Raw genomic sequence first — 17172 nt, forward strand, 5'->3', positions numbered from 1 at the left:
AAACACTCCTCCTTCATTTATGTAACCGTTTACACAAAAAGAGTAACACGAATCATTTCGGTTGGCAACAAAAAAAGAGACCGGGGTCTCTTTTAGTTCACGATGCCGATTTGCGAGATATTCACTTTGATATCAGGGACGATTTCGATGGAAGGGTAGGCCTCACGCCAATTGAGCCGCTTGCCCCGCTCATAATAATGGGTTTGATATTTCCGGCCGATGCCGAGGATATCCGAGTTGTGCTCTTGAATATGGCTGATCACCGATCTGGCCTGGCTGTTCAAATTTGCTGATGCTTGTTTGTTCATTTGGTTGATTGCCGTATAAGAATTCAGCTTGTCCTTCGGATATTCCAAGACGCGTGCGTTCAGCTTTAAACGGATTTTCACTTTTATATGCTGCGGATCTGTATCTATAAATACAATCTTTCGCGTGGCATCCGTGATGCCGAGAGAAAGATAATTTTCAATATCCATTTTGTATTTGTCCCACAGCTTCAGATTAATATTAGCCGATTTATTAAATTGCCCGCTTAAAAGGGTCAGGAGGGTCGAATCCTGACCGAGCACCTCAGTCACTTTCCGCTGGCCGCTGAACAGGGCAGAACCCTCTACCTTTATCGTCTGTCCGTTAATCGATAAATAAGGAAGGGCGAAATCCTTATCAGCCGTCAGCATGCTTGAACGGATGGATTGCAAATTTTCCATGCTGATATTTGATTCCGCATTAGCGCTTGTTAATAAATTCGTTAAATACTTGCTGACGATCAATTTCTGCCGGACGATCAGCTTCAGCACTTCAATCGCCTCGCCGTCTTTTACAACCGCCGGATGAGCGAGAAGCGGACTTTTCGGATCTCTGTAAAAGACATCGAGATAAGGAAAAAGCGGTTTTTCCGCCATTTTCTCACCTATTAATAAGACTCTTTGCTTGGACGTGTCAATGCGCTGGTCGACAAGCTTATCCAATTGAAACCGCGCTTCACGGATGGTGTGCCCGGAAGCGCTGAGCACCGTCGTAATGAATGAGCCGCCCGTTTCCTGTTCCGCCTGGGAGGACTGAACCTTCCGATAGGTGATGGCGATTTTATTTTTACCGTCCTGATCAACATCAAGGCTTGCGGTCAGCACGAGAGAAATATCTTTCAGCAAATTTTGATCCCAGCAGCCGGCAAGTGTCAGGCTTGCGCACATGAGACTGATAAGAACCGCTTTTTTAATGCGCATGGCGGACACCCTTTTTGCGTACAAGGACAATCAATACCATAAACAACGGAAACAAATACACAAACACAATATCGGAAATGCGGAAAAACTGATCCAGCTGCTGTATCGTTTTATCTGTGCTTGTGGCCCAAATAGACAGAAGGAAGACGAGCAGGGCCGGCGGATAAACAAACCGGCTGTGATCTTTTTGATTGAACAGCTTGGCGATGCCGGTGCTTGCCAAGTAAAACACGTTGGCCAGCGTTGAAAAGACGGTCACGAACCAAAACGTCAAAAAGAGCAGATCCGTCCGTTCGATAATTCTGAATGAAACGGTTTTTAACAGGTACAGCACAGGCTCCGGGATCATTTTTATTTCTTCGGGGCTGATGGTGACAAAGCAAGTAAGGGTGATATACAGGTAATAAAGGATAATCAAGCCGTTTGAAATCGTCAGTATTTTGTAGCGCTGGCTGACGGTGCAGTTGATTAGGGGCCCGATCACAAGCGCCGCCTGAAAGCCGGTAATGCTGACAAGTGTTTGCTGCACCCCGGTCAGCATGTCTTTTGCGGTTCCGTGAAAAATCGGCATAATGTATGTGATATCGGCTTTTCCCAGCGTGTATAAAAGCGGCAGAGAGATCAGCAGCAAAAACGGCGTTAAAATAAAGCTGAACCTCGCGATCGCATTCAGCGGAGCTTGGGCGATATAGACAGAACCGAGGATCAGCATTAAGCTGATCACCCAATTCGGAGTCTGAGGGAGCACCCAGATATCCAATATCCGTGTAAATACAGAAAGAATGAGCGTGCAGAGGAACGCGAAATATAAAATATACAGCACCTGCACCCCTTTGCCGGCAAGTGTTCCGAACACCTCTTCCAGCATTTCGTACAGGTTCAGCTTCGGAAACCGGTGGAATAATATCATATACAGGCTGAATGTAAGCTGGACGAGCAATCCGGTAAGCAGAATGGAAATCCACCCGCTGCTTCCCGATTTCATCATCAGTAAATGGGGCAGCGCCAAAATGCCGATGCTGATCTGCGTCTGATTAATGAAAAACACGCCTTGAAGCCGGCTTATTTTTTTAGGCTTCATCTTTTCTCCACCCCCGAACATGTTTCATCTGCTTTGAGTCTTGCGGTCTCAAATAAAAAGGCCTTCTTTTAATAAACCAAGCCGGCAGCCGGATAAATGCATCCTTCAAGTCACTGAAATGAAACGGCGTCAGAGATGATAAATACGGAACGCCGAGGGATTCAAGCTTGCACAGGTTCATCAGAATAAGTCCGAAGCCGAGTCCGATGCCGATAAAACCGAACGAGGATGCCAGAAACATAAGCGGAAATCTGAGCGTTCGAATGGACGTGCTCATTTCATATGAAGGAAGCACAAAAGAAGAAACAGCCGTAACGGCTACGACGATAATCATCATATTAGAAATGAGTCCCGCCTGAACGACCGCGTCACCGATCACGAGACCGCCGACAATGCCGATCGTCTGACTGATCGGTTTCGGCAGCCTGATACCGGCTTCGCGGATCAGTTCAATGGTAATCTCCATAATCATGGCTTCTATCAGCGGAGGGAAGGGAATATCAACTATCGAATTTTTCATAGTGATAATCAGATCGTTGGGAATGACTTCAAAATGAAACGCAATCAGCGCGATATAAAAAGCGGGCAGCGTAATCGCGATCATAAAGGCGGAAAATCTCAGCACTCTCAAAAAACTGGCGGAAATCCACCTCGTGCTGTAGTCATCCGGCGATTGAAAAAAAGAAAAGAACGTGATCGGGGCAATCAAGGCCGACGGGCTCCCATCCATCATGATCAGCACACAGCCTTCCATCACGCATGCTTTTGCTTTATCCGGCCGTTCCGTATGAACGATCTGCGGAAAAATGGAAAACGAATTATCTTCTATTGATTCCTCGATAATTCCGGGCGCAAGCACGCTGTCTATACGCAGGTATGACAGGCGCCGCTTCACTTCCTCCACAATCTCCGGATTGGCGATATTCTCAACAAAGATAACCGCAACCTTTGATTTGGCTCTTTCCCCGATATCCATATAATGAACGGAGAGATGGCGGTCCTGTATGTGAAACCGCAGCTGATGAATGTTCGTTTCCAAACTTTCCACAAACCCGTCATGGGCGCCGCGGACGATACTTTCAGATTCGGGTTCCATAATGGAACGCAGCGGATTCTGCCCGACGGAAAACAGCTTCGCTTTCCTTGACGCATCGCTGAGAAAAACAACCTGGCCTGCCAAAATCCCGTCAATGAGTTTTCTGGTTTCATCCGTTTCCGCACTGCTGACGGCATTCATCGTTTCCTCAAGCGGACCGTTCTGCAGGGTGTCGCTTAACAGAAACTCATTCAGCTTCTGTTCTTCTATCATTTGTTCAATATAAAAGAAAGCGGTATGACGGTCCTGCAGTTTGATCCTTCGTATTTTAAAATCGCCGCAAACACACATCAGCTCCTGCATTTTCCGTACAGCCGATTCAAAATCGCCGGGAATCCGTTTGTTTTGTTTATCCGCAGACATCAGACCGCCTCCTTTCCCGGTTATCTGTAGTTTTCAGCGGGTATTCCTTTTTTATGCATTTTATAAATTAAAGGAATTTCTTGATACTGCTTGCTTTTTTCCATGAACTTCACAATTATGGATGAATATTTCTTGAACGAATATAAAGATTTATTAAAATTATTTCAAAAGAGTGATAAATGTCCTGTAAATGCTTTAAAAGGAGATAGGCTTTCCGCATATAAAATGTGTATTTCTTGTAAACACTCCGGACCCGTCTTTTTCTGTCACGTACCAGTCATTCCGCTAGTTATTTTGGAATGGGACTGAAAGCAGGATACGGGGGAAAAATGAATGACTTTAAGACCTTATCCTTAACAAAACAGGCAGTCTGCATACAGCGGACATAGAGTCCCGAAACGTATGCGCAGTGCGGAAAACGCTGATATAACAGGCTGTAAAAGATGGATTATCATTACATCTTTTTCTTCCGGAACGCGTATAGTCCCATTGGTCCAAATGAATTTCTGTGTGGAAATGTAAACGCATTCATTTTTCTTTTGAAAAATTGAAGTAAGGTTGAAGTCCTGCCTATTCCCAAAAAAAGCAATTCGATCATAGGAAGAATAGCGTCACTAATAGAGAAGTTTGGCTCAGTGAAAGCGGGAAGATTATGTTACATAATGCCGATTGAGAATTCATAGTGAAGCTATATACTGATGAATGAATTTATCAATACAGAAGGAGATGTCAAAAATCAATGTGGTTACTCATTATAGCCTGTGCTGCCGTACTAATCATCGGAATCATTGAAAAAAGGCGGCATCAGAAGAATATCGATGCTCTGCCAGTACGCGTCAATATTAATGGTATCCGCGGAAAGTCAACCGTAACGAGGCTGACGACCGGAATACTGATGGAGGCGGGCTACAAAACAGTCGGAAAAACGACGGGAACAGATGCAAGGATGATCTATTGGGATACACCTGAGGAGAAACCGATCAAACGGAAACCGCAGGGCCCGAATATCGGCGAGCAAAAAGAAGTAATGAAGGAAACCGTAGAACGGGGCGCCAATGCCATTGTCAGTGAATGTATGGCGGTAAACCCGGATTATCAGATTATCTTTCAGGAAGAACTCCTTCAAGCCAACATCGGCGTCATCGTGAATGTGCTTGAAGACCATATGGATGTCATGGGGCCGACGCTTGATGAAATAGCTGAAGCTTTTACCGCGACGATACCGTATAACGGTCACCTTGTCATTACAGACAGTGAATACACAGACTTCTTTAAAGAAAAAGCCGCAGAGCGGAATACCGAGGTCATTATTGCGGATAACTCTAAAATTACAGATGAATACCTTCGAAAATTTGAATATATGGTCTTTCCTGATAACGCTTCCCTGGCGCTCGGCGTTGCCCAGGCTCTTGGGATAGATGAAGAAACGGCGTTTAAAGGAATGCTGAACGCGCCGCCTGATCCTGGCGCCATGAGAATCCTGCCGCTGCTCAGCACGAAGGAGCCCGGTCATTTCGTAAACGGCTTTGCCGCAAATGATGCATCTTCTACTTTGAATATATGGAAACGTGTAAAGGAAATCGGCTACCCGACAGATGAACCGATCGTCATCATGAACTGCCGCGCCGACCGTGTGGACAGAACGATTCAGTTCGCAAACGACGTGCTTCCGTACATTAAAACGAAGGAACTCATACTCATCGGCGAAACGACGGAACCGATCGTCAGAGCTTATGAAGAAGGCAAGATTCCTGCCGATACACTGCACGATCTGGAATATAAATCAACAGACGAAATCATGGACGTGCTGAAAACAAGAATGCAAAACCGTGTCATATATGGCGTCGGCAATATCCACGGTTCAGCGGAACCATTAATTGAAAAAATCCAAGAGTATAAGGTGAAACAGCTCGTTAGCTAGGAGGAAAAGGATAAATGTTCGGATCAGATTTATACATTTCACTTATTTTAGGCGTGTTAATCAGTTTAATTTTCGCGGAAAAAACAGGTATCGTACCTGCCGGTTTAGTTGTGCCGGGTTATTTAGGGCTCGTTTTTAACCAGCCGGTCTTTATTTTACTCGTATTGTTAGTGAGTCTTCTTACATACGTGATCGTCAAATACGGTTTATCCAGATTTATGATTTTGTACGGACGCAGAAAATTCGCAGCTATGCTGATAACGGGAATCTGCTTAAAAATCGCCCTTGATTTTCTTTACCCGATCGTACCGTTTGAGATATCAGAATTCCGCGGAATCGGTATCATCGTACCGGGTCTGATCGCCAATACCATTCAGAAACAGGGATTAACGATTACATTCGCCAGCACGCTGTTCTTAAGCGGCGCAACTTTTGCCATTATGTTTGCTTACTACTTAATCTAATGTAAGGTGTGTCAAACGATGAAAAAACAATTAAGCTTTCAAGAAAAACTGCTGAAGCTGACCAAACAGCAGAAAAAGAAGACCAATCTTCACGTTTTTATCGCGCTGCCGATCGTCTTTTGCCTGATGTTCGTCTGCATCCTGACAGGGAAGGCGGAAACGCCGAGTGTGAAAAGAAATGCCGATGACCTTGTATCAGCTTCATTCGTCGGAGATATTATGATGGGCCGGAATGTCGAGAAAGTGACAAAGCATAAAGGCACGGAGAGTGTCTTCCGTTACGCAAAGCCATTCTTCGAAGCATCCGACTATGTGTCGGGGAACTTTGAAAACCCGGTTACATATAAAAAGAACTACAAAGAAGCAGAAAAAAATATCCACCTTCAGTCAAACAAAGATGCCGTAAAAGTATTGAAGGACATGAATTTCACCGTTCTCACGGCAGCCAACAACCATGCGATGGATTACGGCCCTCAAGGAATGCGGGATACGGTTGAAGAGTTTTCAAAGCAAAATCTTGAACTTGTCGGAGCGGGCCTCACGCTGAAGGAAGCCGAGCAGAACATTTCTTATCAAGATGTAAACGGAATCAAAATCGCAACACTGGGTTTCACTGATGTTTCCGGAAAAGGTTTTGCAGCTAAACGAAATGCGCCGGGTGTGCTTCCGGCCGATCCAGAGCTGTTTATTCCGATGATTTCTAAAGCCAAAAAGAAAGCCGATCTTGTCATTGTTCAAACACACTGGGGACAGGAATACGATAATGATCCGAATGACAGACAGCGCCAATTGGCAAGAGCAATGTCAGATGCCGGAGCGGATATTATCGTCGGACACCATCCGCACGTGCTGGAACCGATCGAAATGTACCACGGCACCGTTATTTTCTACAGCCTGGGCAACTTCGTATTCGACCAGGGGTGGACAAGAACGAGAGACACGGCGCTTGTTCAATATCATCTGCAGAAAAACGGCACGGGACGCTTTGAAGTCACGCCGATGAACATTCATGAAGCAACGCCTGCACCGGTTAAAAAAGGCAGCATCAATCATAAAACGATCGTACGTGAACTGACGAAAGAATCGAATTTCAAGTGGAGCGTCAAGGATGGAAAATTAACGTTTGATGTGGATCACAGCGATATCTTAAAAAAGAAAGCGGAGTGAAAAACAAATGAAAATCATTAAAGCAGGATGGCCGTTTGCCGCGATCATTATGGTATTTATGTTTATGTCTGCGTTTAAATACAATGATCAGCTCACAGATCAGGAAAAACAAAAAATTGACACGGAAATGCAAAAAATTCAGCAAGAGGACACAGCGGGCGCAAAATAAGCTCATGATTCCGCTTGCCGGCATATTGTTTGTTCCGAATCCAGTAAAGAATGCCCATATCGGGCATTCTTTTTTTTGTGCTCTCCTAAACATTTGTTAAAAGTTACCGATGTAAAAACTACTAAAAATGAGGAGAGTGAATAGAAAACATGCTCACAAGCTGGAGGAAGTACATCCTTGCCGGCCTTATGATTTGTCTTGTGGCACCTGCAGTAACGAGAACGGAAATTGCCGAAGCGGATTCTCAAGTTTCTGTCCTGATCGTTTCAGACGCGCAAAAACTTGTCGGAAATAAATATGTTTACGGAGGCGAAGAGCCTGAGGACGGTTTTGATCCGTCCGGATTGATGCATTATCTTTTCAGCAGGCAGAACATCCATCTGCCGAGAACGGTCAGTGATCAATGGAAAGTCGGAGCCGCCGTCAAAGAAAATGACCTTTTACCGGGAGATCTTGTGTTTTTCAAAAAGTCGGATTCAACACAAAATACGCCTGTCCATGACGGTCTGTATATCGGAAACGGAGAGATGATACACAGTTCTCCGTCAGAAGGCGTAACCGTCACACGCTTTCAAAAAAGCAGTTATTGGATGAATTTATATCTTGGCGCAAAGCGGATGACAAAAGATCCGGAACTGGCTGATGATCCGATCGTTCAGGAGGCAGCCCGTTACCTCGACATTCCGTATGTATTCGGCGGAAGCACGCCCGAGGCGGGATTCGACTGTTCGGGTCTGGTCCAATATGTTTTTGAAAACAAGCTTCACATTTACCTGCCGAGATCTGCGGAACAGCAGTGGCTGGTCGGTGAGAAAATCAAGCTGAGCGACATAAAGCCCGGGGACGTGATTTATTTCAGTGATACGTATAAAAAAGGAATTTCCCATGCGGGCATTTATGCGGGAGAGGGAAGGTTCATCCAAGCAAGCCGCTCCGAAAAAGTCACCATTTCTTACTTGGCGGAAGATTATTGGAAAAAACATTTCACAGGGGTGCGCCGATTCAGCAATTTAGCCATTTCTAAAGACAACCCCGTTGTGTCCACAGCGGCCGATCATATCGGAATTTCTTATCTGAAAGGCGGCGCTTCACCGGAAACCGGCTTTGATACGGCGGGATTTGTTCAATACATCTATCAAAAAGCGAAAGGTATCAGCCTGCCGCGTTATGCCGACAAGCAGATGCAGGCGGGCGTTCCGGTCGATAAACAAGATCTGAAGCCCGGCGATCTGGTCTTCTTTAAAGCGGAAAGCCTGAATCCGGCCATTTATATCGGGAACGGACAAGTGATTCATGTCACCGTGTCCGCAGGCGTTACCATAACAAATATGAACACAAGCGCTTATTGGAAGGACAAATATGCGGGCGGCATCCGGCTTCCGTAAAAAAAGACGTCAGAGAGTGTCTCTGACGTCTTTTTCTTTTATCGTTTCGGCGCTCTGTATCCGGCCGCTTCCGCTTCTTCTACAGAACAGAACATTTCTGCGGGCTCTGTCGTCCGGTTGTAGTATGTACTTCCCGGCGTGTGATAAATGCCGTTCCGGCTGCCTTTAATGTCGCATCCCTGTGAGGTGCCGGATGCTTTCGTTTCGGCATGTCCTCCGGAGGAAGGGGCGTTGTTTTGCGCCGTTTCCGCGTTTTCGGATTTTGTTTTTGCTTTCTGCCGCTTTAAAGTTTTATTTTCTGACTGAAGGGTTTCAGCGGTCTTTTCGAGCTTCTTTTGTGAATTTTTTAATTTCTCATTGTCTTGTTTGAGTGATTTGTTTGTTTTTTTCAGCTCGCTTATCTCTTGGCTGAGTTTGCTGAGTTTTTCTTCATTGCCGGCTTCAGCTTCGGATTTCTCCTTTTCGGCCGCGGCACTGATGCTTTCATATTTTTTCTCAAGCGCCTGGTGTTCCTTCGTCAATTTTTGATAAGCCGTATCAAGGGTGCTGTATTTCTCCTCTGCCTTCACGGCCGAGGCGTCCGGTTCTGCGGGGGAGGCACCGGTCAGAAGCAGGATAAATCCGCCGATGAGAAGGGGCCAAAACAGCTTTTTTGAAAAATGTTTTTCTTTTTTTGCCGCTTTGCATATGAGATGAAACATTCCGTATCCGACTGCGCAGAGAAAAGCTAAAAATCCTATAATAGCGATTGCATTCGACATCATGAAACTCCTTTTTTCTTTTTTCTTTATCTTACAATTTATTTTCATTTTTGGGAATTTCTTTTTTGGGAAACGTGAAAAGCCAGGCCGTGAAAGACCTGGCTTTTACCTTTTATTGCCCGTTGTCGAGAAGCCGGTTGATGAAATATGCGACGCCGTTTTCATCGTTGCTTTTTGTAATATACGTGCTTTTTTCCTTCAGTTCATCAATCGCATTGCCCATGGCGATGCGGTTTCCCGCCGCTTCAAACATGGAGAAATCATTCGGGCTGTCGCCGATGGCGTAAATATCCTGTTTTTCAATTCCGTACAGTGAGGCAAGCTCCGTCAGAGCACGTCCCTTTCCGGAACCGGCAGGGAGGATTTCGATAATGTGTTTTCCGGAAGATGTCTGGGATAATTTCGGATGATGTGTAATTTCTTCTTTGGCGTTTCTCAGTTTTTCCATATCAAAAGAGAAACAAAGAAGCTTGTAAACATGTTCGTCTCCGTTAAAAATCGCCTGTATATCCTGTACGGGTTTAATGCCGAATTGTTTGAACTGCGTCTTTGCGCCCTCCCATAATGTCTGAATATCTTCCTTGGGATTGGCGCTTTTCAGAATGTCCAGTTCTGCCTGCAGTTTGGACTCGCCGTCAAACGGGGACAGCAGATGATCATCTGTATAGACCTCAAAGTAAATGTCTTTGTTCGTTAAATAAGCGGCGATATCCTTTCCGGCCTGCTGATCCATTAAGAGGCGGCTGACGAGGCGGTATCCTTTGTCATGGACTGTCCCGCCGTTTGCCGCAATGATCGGAATATCCAAATCCTTTAAGAGCGCTTTTACATCAAACGTGGCTCTGCCCGTGCAGATGGCCACGAGAATGCCCGCTTCATCCGCTCTTTGTAAAGCCGCTCTGTTTTCCGGAGAAATCACACTGTCCGAATTCAGTAATGTGCCGTCTAAGTCAATGGCTATCAATTTCATATGTATGGATGCCCTCCTTAAAAATAAAGCTGCTTCATGTAGTATGTTCAGCTTTGTGCGAAATCAGCAGAAAGCCGTCAGTTAAAAGGCTATACCTTCATGTCCTTTTTTTCAACAGAAAAACGGCGGGATTTGCTAATCCCGCCGTGACATCTTACGCGTCTAAATCATTTTTTAATTTCGTTTTTACTTCTTGAAGGTTTTCCTCATTCAGCTTGAAGTAATAAATATTTTTGCCGTACTGAGGAGTGTAAATGTAGCTGTCTGAACCTGTCAGCTGCAAAGAATTCACCGATTTCAGCGATGTGATAAACGGGAACAGACCGATGGCGTCATTAAGAGATAAGTTCATTTTCAAGTTTTTCCCTAAGCTGTCGACGATATCGTCATACGATGGGATCGAGCTTAACGATTTAGATTTTTTAATAATGGCGCTCAGCACTTCCATCTGTCTTTGTCCGCGCATCAGATCGGTGTCCGCTTTGCGTGTTCTTACATAAGCCAGTGCCTGCTCACCGTCAAGCGTCTGGACGCCCGGCTTCAGCACGACTTTTCCTTTTGTATCGACTTTAATACGATCGGCAATTTTCTGGCTTTTCACATTTACCGTAACGCCGTTCAACTCATTGACGACATCGCGGAACGCGTCGAAGTTGCTCTCAACCACATAATCTACCGGAATATCAAACATGTTTTCTACTGTTTTATAAGTTAAATTATAACCGCCGTAAGCATGTGCGTGCGCGAATTTGTCATAGCCGTGTCCCGGGATGTTGACATAGGAATCCCGCGGAATGCTGAGCATCGTCGCTGTTTTCTTTTTCCGGTTGAAGGTGACGAGCACATTGGCGTCACTTCTTGCGTCATCTACTGATTCGCCCTTATTGTCCCGGGCGTCTATTCCTAAAAGCAATACGGTGAAAGAATCCTTCTTCGGGTCAAATTCTTTGATCCGTTTTACGGACTGGTCGCCGCGGTCAAGGCTGACGTGCGCTTCTTTGGTCGCATTATTCAATTTCACAAATGCGTAGGTGCCGACGGAACCGGCGATCACCAATAAGAAAGCGGCGAATACCAGTACAAATTTCACCCATTTTCTGAGGCGTCTTTTCTTTTTTCTGCGTTGAGATCGTTCTTCCATATCATTACCTCTCGTTTCTATTCTTTGTGAAGCGTACCATAATTGTTGACTTGGAGCAACTCTGCAAATGAGAAAATTCTAAATCTTTCTCTCTATTTCGACAACATCTACTGTTATTTTTGCATCAGGTTCACATTATATTGGACGGCAGGAAGCGGGAAATGTTTCGGCGCTTTGTAAAAAATAATCAGTAAAATAATGGATATTAACGGTGCGGAAGGTTTGAAACGATCGGAAACAGGCAAAAGAAGCAGTAGAACAATTCCGCGCGGATACAGCGTTGGATGAAGGGAGTCTATATAACATGAAAAGCATACACTCGAATAAATGGCTCTATTTTTTCGGCGCACTCGGCGGCGCGTTATACGGATATGATACCGGAGTCATTTCCGGAGCTATTTTATTTATGAAAAAAGAACTGGGACTGAACGCCTTTACAGAAGGCCTCGTCGTCAGTTCGTTATTGGCGGGGGCGATTCTCGGATCGGGATTCGCCGGCAAACTGACCGACCGGTTCGGCAGACGAAAGGCCATCATGGGAGCGGCGCTGCTGTTTTGTATAGGCGGATTAGGAGTCGCTTTTGCCCCGAATACAGGGGTGATGGTTCTTTTCCGAATTATTCTCGGACTGGCTGTCGGAACATCTACAACGATCGTCCCGCTCTATTTATCGGAGCTGGCTCCGAAGCATAAACGGGGGGCGCTTTCTTCGCTGAATCAGCTGATGATTACGGTCGGAATCCTCGTTTCTTATATCGTGAACTATATATTTGCCGATGCAGGGGCTTGGCGCTGGATGCTTGGACTTGCGGTTGTGCCGTCAGTTATTCTGCTGATCGGAATCTTATTTATGCCGGAAAGCCCGCGCTGGCTGTTTACGATCGGCAAAGAAGAGAAAGCAAGAGAAATCCTTTCATCATTGCGGGGAACGAAGAATATTGATGATGAGATTGATCAGATGAAAGAAGCGGAAAAGGAAAACGAAGGCGGCTTGAAAGAATTGTTTGAGCCGTGGGTGAGACCCGCGCTGATTGCCGGCCTCGGACTTGCCTTTTTGCAGCAATTCATCGGGACAAATACAATTATTTATTACGCACCGAAAACATTTACCAGTGTCGGGTTCGGCAATTCCGCGTCTATATTGGGAACGGTCGGAATCGGCGCCGTCAATGTCATCATGACGCTTGCGGCTATTAAAGTCATTGATAAGATCGGCCGGAAGCCGCTGCTGCTGGCCGGAAATGCGGGCATGGTCATCAGTCTGCTCGTATTGGCTGCGGTCAATCTTTTCTTTGAACATTCAGCAGCCGCATCATGGACAACGGTGATTTGTTTAGGCCTGTTTATCATTGTGTTTGCGGTCAGCTGGGGGCCTGCCGTGTGGGTCATGCTTCCTGAATTATTCCCGCTGCATGTCCGGGGTATCGGGACGGGTGTCTCCACTTTGATGCTGCATGCCGGAACATTGATTGTCTCATTAACCTATCCGATGTTAATGGAAGCAGTCGGCATCAGCTATTTATTTCTCATTTATGCCGTGATCGGGATACTGGCATTCCTGTTCGTCCGGTTTAAAGTGACCGAGACGAAGGGGAAAAGCCTTGAAGAAATTGAGCAGGATCTGAAAAGCCGTAACGGAGGCTCGGGATCAGAATCAAATCGGCGGACAGTTCATCCGTAATATTCAGTTTTAGGGGGGCGGTTATTCACCGGCCCCTCAAAACGGATGCCGAGCGGGCGCCCGGTCACATAAATGACGGGGATATGTCATACGTTGTATAAAGTCACGATAAAGGCGGGGATGCCGGTGAAAACGAGTATTATTATCCTTACATATAATGAACTTGAGCTGACGAAAAAATGTCTGGCCAGCATTGAACGATACACCGACAAAGATAAGATTGAACTGATTATAGTTGACAACGGTTCCTCAGACGGAACGAGAGAATACATATCAAATCTGCCTGACGTCAAAGTCGTCCTTAATGAAAAAAACCTCGGGTTCGCCAAGGGGTGCAACCAGGGAATCGAAGCGGCAGGGGGAGAAAATCTGCTGTTTCTGAACAACGATACGATGGTCACGAAAAATTGGCTCACCTCCATGCTGAGGGTGCTGTATCAATCTGAAAAAACCGGTATGGTCGGGCCCGTCAGCAACTATGTCAGCGGCGCGCAAATGATCCATGACGCGTATCAATCGCTTGATGAGCTGGAGTCATTCGCGGAGGCATATTGCGCACGGGAAAAGCATCATACAAAGCGGGTGCTGCGCCTTGTCGGCTTCTGTCTTCTGGTGAAAAGAAGCGTCATTGAAGACATCGGCCCGTTCGATGAGCAATTCGGATACGGTTCTTTTGAAGATGATGACCTATGTCTGCGCGCCCTGCAAAAAGGCTACAGCCTGCACATCGCTCTCGATGCCTTTGTGCATCACCACGGGCATGCGACGTTTACGGCTAATCAGGATATCAATATCAATCAGTTATATTCGGAGAACCGCCAGCGTTTTACGGAAAAATGGGGCACTGATTTTACGTACTTTACTCATCCGAGACCGGAAATTGCGGAGCTCGTTCCCCGGGAGGCGAAACGGATACTTGATGTCGGCTGCGGTGCGGGAGCTACGGGGCTGGAACTTCAAAACAGACAGCCTTGCGAACTGTACGGAATAGAACTGCACCCGCTGGCGGCGCAAGCGGCAAAAGGTCATTATGAAGCGGTGCTGCAGGAAGATGTCGAAAAAGTGAAGCTGCCTTATCCGGAAGGCTTTTTTGATTGCATCATTTTCGCGGACATCCTTGAGCACTTAAAAGACCCGTGGCGCGTCATTGAAACGTACTCATCCTATTTGTCGCCTGCCGGATCAATTGTTTGCAGCATTCCGAATATTTCCCACGCCGAAGCGCTGTTCCCGCTTCTGCTCGGTGACTGGACATACAGAGACGCCGGCATTCTCGACCGCACCCACTTGCGGTTTTTTACGCCGCAGACGGTGCGCACGCTCTTTCCGGAAGAGACATTTGACGTGAAAAAGCAGTCCTATACGTATGTTCACGTGGATGAGCGGGTGCAGCTGTTTTTACAGGAAATCACACGAATGGCGCAATCGATGCAATTTCCGGTGACACAGCTGCCCGAACAAAGCCGGATTTATCAGATTCTCCTTCGTGTCGAAAAAAAACGCTGAAGGCTACCGTCCCATCGTTCCGAAGTTGGTAATCTGAATGGAAACATCATAGTCAAAGGCCGCTTCGGAGAAGGTCTCATCCCAGCGGTGCTTTACTTTCTTCCAATAGTCGGGATATTGAATGCGGACTCTGTCAGAAAAGAAGACAGGGTCCGTTTCATATTGATTCTGCAGCTTATCGATGACTTCTTTCATATCGCTTTTCAGTTTTTTTTCGAAAATCTTTTCCAGCCCGTTTAAATAGTGCTGATCGAATGAATCTTCTCCGGCATATTGATCCTCTGACAAAAGTCCTTTTGTTTTCACCGCTACATGAAATGACAGCTTCCCGTTTTTCAGCAGGGGGGTGATGGAGGATGTTGATTTTTTGATTTCGAAGGTAATCGGGTGCCCCCCTTTATCCAAAGCGGGCAGCACGCCGCCCCGTATCGTCCCCGTCAGCCAATTCAGGCTCTGTACTTCGTATGATGACAGAAAGCCCGCCAATCTGTTTTGTTTTGCGTTTTTGATAATGGCCGCTCCGTCATACACCGTTTTTCCTTTTTGATTGCTGACGGCCTGAATGAGAAAACTGAGTTTATTATGGCAGTAAATCGAAGCTCTCCCGATTCGGAGCGGTTTTAAAATCTTCCCGTTGTAGCCGCCGTTGTTCGTAAGGTCGATCAGCTTTTCCGCAGGCATGGGCTGCTGCTGATTCGGCGTCGGCTCCGTCAGAATATCGGACGCTTTACCTCTTGCCGCGAAGAGATAGCTGCTCCGCCTTAATTCATCATCGCGGATAAAATGATTCATCATCTGGAGTATATTTTGGTCGGCCAGCAATTTGTCGCTGAATATCAGCACTTTTAAATGATCGCTGTAAACGGGCGGATCTTTTAAAGCGACTTCACTGACGGCTTCAAGAATGGTATCCCCCCGCGACGTCACATTGACAAACACGGGCCGGCCGGAAGCCTGGCTGTTTTCACTTTGGGGCAGCAGGTTTTGATAGGTTAATTTATATCGGCGGTCACTCGTCTCGTCTATCGCCAGCCCCCGGGCGAAAGACAGCTTTTCGACTTCCTTCGCGTCCCAGCACCCTGAAAGCGTCATCAGTATGAAAAGCGCCGCCGCCCATTTTACGAAATGTGTCATGACGTCTGTTTCCTCCCGGCTATTTTTTTCATCCAGCTGACAAACCAGATGAGAAAAGGAATCATAATGACGGCAAAAAACGCATATCCGAGAATATTCGCGAATGCAAACACACTGTTGATATCATCGGGGTACATTGAAAGGCCGAATGTCACTGCCAATAAGCCCCCCAGCAGCCAGGCATTGTTTTTATTTTTCAGTTTGAAAATGGTGTTTAATCCGAGATGCGCTCCTTTAAAAGAACCGAGCATACAGGTGAACTGCTGGCATGTCCACGTAATTAAAAGAAAGATATCAAACCTTTCGATGAAAATACCGCGGATTTCCAAGGCGTGAATCAGGGAAATGGTCGGATATGTCACCGTTTTGGCTTCAGCGATCGACATACAGCCGATTACGACAAGCAGCGTAAAGCTGTAAAATAAGCCTGCGCATGCGATGCCGAAGACGGCAGCCTTTTTCGCCTGCTTCGGATTTTTCATAAACGGCACCAGATAAAGAATCACCTCAAGTCCTGAAAAGTACAGAAGGGTCCGCGGAAACAGCTCAAAAAAGCTTTTGTAGCCCCCATCCAAGACCGGGCGGACGAAATCCAGCTTAAACAGTCTCAGGCTGAATATGAGCAGCACAATCAGAATGACGATCGCAATCGGAAAGAGATAAGCATAGAGTTTTGAAATGGGATAGACCCCGCCGGTCACATGGTAGATGCCGACCGCCAGAAAGATGAATATAACGACACCCATCGGCGTATTTTTCAGTAAAAAGTAATTGATGACCTCACCGAGAAAACGGGCTTGAAAACAGACGGTGACGACAAAATAACAGCTGATGAATAAATTCAGAAGAGAACCGATGGCGCGTCCCATGATGCTTTGATTCAGCTCATAAATGGTTTCCCCGCTGTTTTTCTGCAAAAACGGCATAAAGAGCAGGACGATGCCGATAAACACGAGACTCTGCACAAGAATAATGATCCATCCGCTCGGACTGTCCGCTGCTGCGGCGGAGCGCGGCAGTGTTAACACGCCCGCTCCGATCATTGTTCCGCTTACCATGAGAAGTGTCTGCATAAACGACAGCTTGTCTTCCGGTTTTTTCATGGTG

Annotated in this window: 15 protein-coding genes; 7 read left to right on the top strand and 8 right to left on the bottom strand. The window is 46.3% G+C overall.

What is annotated here, in order from left to right:
* Positions 1-92 precede the first annotated feature (92 nt).
* The 3 genes from MJQ52_RS14035 to MJQ52_RS14045 are packed head-to-tail and all read right to left on the bottom strand — an operon-like array spanning position 93 to position 3766.
* A complete protein-coding gene (locus MJQ52_RS14035; protein WP_070082480.1) occupies positions 93-1226 on the bottom strand; it encodes a Ger(x)C family spore germination protein in 1134 nt (377 codons plus the stop codon).
* Complete coding sequence (locus MJQ52_RS14040) at positions 1216-2307, bottom strand: GerAB/ArcD/ProY family transporter (RefSeq protein ID WP_071392385.1); 1092 nt, start codon at positions 2305-2307, stop codon at positions 1216-1218. The genes MJQ52_RS14035 and MJQ52_RS14040 overlap by 11 nt, the downstream gene beginning before the upstream one ends.
* Positions 2297-3766 carry a spore germination protein gene (locus MJQ52_RS14045; RefSeq protein WP_172615027.1) on the bottom strand — a complete coding sequence of 490 codons (1470 nt, stop codon included), beginning with the start codon at positions 3764-3766 and terminating at the stop codon, positions 2297-2299. The genes MJQ52_RS14040 and MJQ52_RS14045 overlap by 11 nt, the downstream gene beginning before the upstream one ends.
* A 739-nt stretch (positions 3767-4505) precedes the next feature.
* Here MJQ52_RS14045 and pgsB point away from each other — a divergent pair.
* The 5 genes from pgsB to MJQ52_RS14070 all read left to right on the top strand — a co-directional run bounded on the left by pgsB (position 4506) and on the right by MJQ52_RS14070 (position 8872).
* The gene (gene pgsB / locus MJQ52_RS14050) at positions 4506-5687 is read left to right on the top strand and encodes a poly-gamma-glutamate synthase PgsB (RefSeq protein WP_003151337.1); all 1182 of its coding nucleotides are present in this window, start codon (positions 4506-4508) and stop codon (positions 5685-5687) included.
* 14 nt (positions 5688-5701) lie between these two features.
* A complete protein-coding gene (gene pgsC, locus MJQ52_RS14055) occupies positions 5702-6151 on the top strand; it encodes a poly-gamma-glutamate biosynthesis protein PgsC (protein ID WP_003151340.1) in 450 nt (149 codons plus the stop codon).
* 18 nt (positions 6152-6169) lie between these two features.
* Positions 6170-7318 carry a CapA family protein gene (locus MJQ52_RS14060; protein ID WP_017418784.1) on the top strand — a complete coding sequence of 383 codons (1149 nt, stop codon included), beginning with the start codon at positions 6170-6172 and terminating at the stop codon, positions 7316-7318.
* A 7-nt stretch (positions 7319-7325) separates the two neighbouring features.
* Positions 7326-7487 carry a hypothetical protein gene (locus tag MJQ52_RS14065; RefSeq protein WP_003151344.1) on the top strand — a complete coding sequence of 54 codons (162 nt, stop codon included), beginning with the start codon at positions 7326-7328 and terminating at the stop codon, positions 7485-7487.
* A 149-nt stretch (positions 7488-7636) separates the two neighbouring features.
* The gene (locus MJQ52_RS14070; RefSeq protein WP_077722947.1) at positions 7637-8872 is read left to right on the top strand and encodes a C40 family peptidase; all 1236 of its coding nucleotides are present in this window, start codon (positions 7637-7639) and stop codon (positions 8870-8872) included.
* Between the two features lie 38 nt (positions 8873-8910).
* On the opposite strand, the gene MJQ52_RS14075 is transcribed toward MJQ52_RS14070, so the two are convergent.
* From MJQ52_RS14075 to MJQ52_RS14085, 3 genes are all read right to left on the bottom strand, one after another.
* Positions 8911-9633: a sunset domain-containing protein gene (locus tag MJQ52_RS14075; RefSeq protein ID WP_094247444.1), complete on the bottom strand. Its 723-nt coding sequence runs from the start codon at positions 9631-9633 to the stop codon at positions 8911-8913.
* A gap of 112 nt (positions 9634-9745) precedes the next feature.
* The gene (locus MJQ52_RS14080) at positions 9746-10603 is read right to left on the bottom strand and encodes a Cof-type HAD-IIB family hydrolase (protein WP_025853558.1); all 858 of its coding nucleotides are present in this window, start codon (positions 10601-10603) and stop codon (positions 9746-9748) included.
* A gap of 154 nt (positions 10604-10757) precedes the next feature.
* The gene (locus MJQ52_RS14085; protein ID WP_003151348.1) at positions 10758-11744 is read right to left on the bottom strand and encodes an LCP family protein; all 987 of its coding nucleotides are present in this window, start codon (positions 11742-11744) and stop codon (positions 10758-10760) included.
* A gap of 304 nt (positions 11745-12048) precedes the next feature.
* Between MJQ52_RS14085 and MJQ52_RS14090 the strand changes: the two genes are divergently transcribed.
* Together MJQ52_RS14090 and MJQ52_RS14095 are read left to right on the top strand one after the other, a co-directional pair.
* Entirely contained in the window at positions 12049-13425 is a 1377-nt protein-coding gene (locus MJQ52_RS14090) for a sugar porter family MFS transporter (RefSeq protein WP_094247445.1), read from the top strand.
* Between the two features lie 93 nt (positions 13426-13518).
* Positions 13519-14931, top strand: a complete 1413-nt coding sequence (locus MJQ52_RS14095) for a bifunctional glycosyltransferase family 2 protein/class I SAM-dependent methyltransferase (protein WP_094247446.1) — start codon at positions 13519-13521, stop codon at positions 14929-14931.
* A 3-nt stretch (positions 14932-14934) separates the two neighbouring features.
* Here MJQ52_RS14095 and MJQ52_RS14100 read toward each other — a convergent pair whose 3' ends face one another.
* Both MJQ52_RS14100 and MJQ52_RS14105 read right to left on the bottom strand, forming a co-directional pair.
* A complete protein-coding gene (locus tag MJQ52_RS14100; RefSeq protein ID WP_025853555.1) occupies positions 14935-16065 on the bottom strand; it encodes a Ger(x)C family spore germination protein in 1131 nt (376 codons plus the stop codon).
* Positions 16062-17168, bottom strand: a complete 1107-nt coding sequence (locus MJQ52_RS14105) for a GerAB/ArcD/ProY family transporter (protein ID WP_025853554.1) — start codon at positions 17166-17168, stop codon at positions 16062-16064. The genes MJQ52_RS14100 and MJQ52_RS14105 overlap by 4 nt, the downstream gene beginning before the upstream one ends.
* Between the last annotated feature and the right edge of the window lie 4 nt (positions 17169-17172).

This window comes from Bacillus sp. jun7, assembly GCF_051034795.1.
Lineage (GTDB): Bacteria > Bacillota > Bacilli > Bacillales > Bacillaceae > Bacillus > Bacillus velezensis.

What these genes read in the sequence shown, in the direction of transcription:
- pgsB (WP_003151337.1), top strand. Translation starts at nt 4,506, where the DNA reads ATGTGGTTACTCATTATAGCCTGTGCTGCCGTACTAATCATCGGAATC.
- MJQ52_RS14080 (WP_025853558.1), bottom strand. Translation starts at nt 10,603, where the DNA reads ATGAAATTGATAGCCATTGACTTAGACGGCACATTACTGAATTCGGAC.
- MJQ52_RS14090 (WP_094247445.1), top strand. Translation starts at nt 12,049, where the DNA reads ATGAAAAGCATACACTCGAATAAATGGCTCTATTTTTTCGGCGCACTC.
- pgsC (WP_003151340.1), top strand. Translation starts at nt 5,702, where the DNA reads ATGTTCGGATCAGATTTATACATTTCACTTATTTTAGGCGTGTTAATC.
- MJQ52_RS14065 (WP_003151344.1), top strand. Translation starts at nt 7,326, where the DNA reads ATGAAAATCATTAAAGCAGGATGGCCGTTTGCCGCGATCATTATGGTA.
- MJQ52_RS14075 (WP_094247444.1), bottom strand. Translation starts at nt 9,633, where the DNA reads ATGTCGAATGCAATCGCTATTATAGGATTTTTAGCTTTTCTCTGCGCA.
- MJQ52_RS14060 (WP_017418784.1), top strand. Translation starts at nt 6,170, where the DNA reads ATGAAAAAACAATTAAGCTTTCAAGAAAAACTGCTGAAGCTGACCAAA.
- MJQ52_RS14035 (WP_070082480.1), bottom strand. Translation starts at nt 1,226, where the DNA reads ATGCGCATTAAAAAAGCGGTTCTTATCAGTCTCATGTGCGCAAGCCTG.
- MJQ52_RS14045 (WP_172615027.1), bottom strand. Translation starts at nt 3,766, where the DNA reads ATGTCTGCGGATAAACAAAACAAACGGATTCCCGGCGATTTTGAATCG.
- MJQ52_RS14100 (WP_025853555.1), bottom strand. Translation starts at nt 16,065, where the DNA reads ATGACACATTTCGTAAAATGGGCGGCGGCGCTTTTCATACTGATGACG.
- MJQ52_RS14070 (WP_077722947.1), top strand. Translation starts at nt 7,637, where the DNA reads ATGCTCACAAGCTGGAGGAAGTACATCCTTGCCGGCCTTATGATTTGT.
- MJQ52_RS14085 (WP_003151348.1), bottom strand. Translation starts at nt 11,744, where the DNA reads ATGGAAGAACGATCTCAACGCAGAAAAAAGAAAAGACGCCTCAGAAAA.
- MJQ52_RS14105 (WP_025853554.1), bottom strand. Translation starts at nt 17,168, where the DNA reads ATGAAAAAACCGGAAGACAAGCTGTCGTTTATGCAGACACTTCTCATG.
- MJQ52_RS14040 (WP_071392385.1), bottom strand. Translation starts at nt 2,307, where the DNA reads ATGAAGCCTAAAAAAATAAGCCGGCTTCAAGGCGTGTTTTTCATTAAT.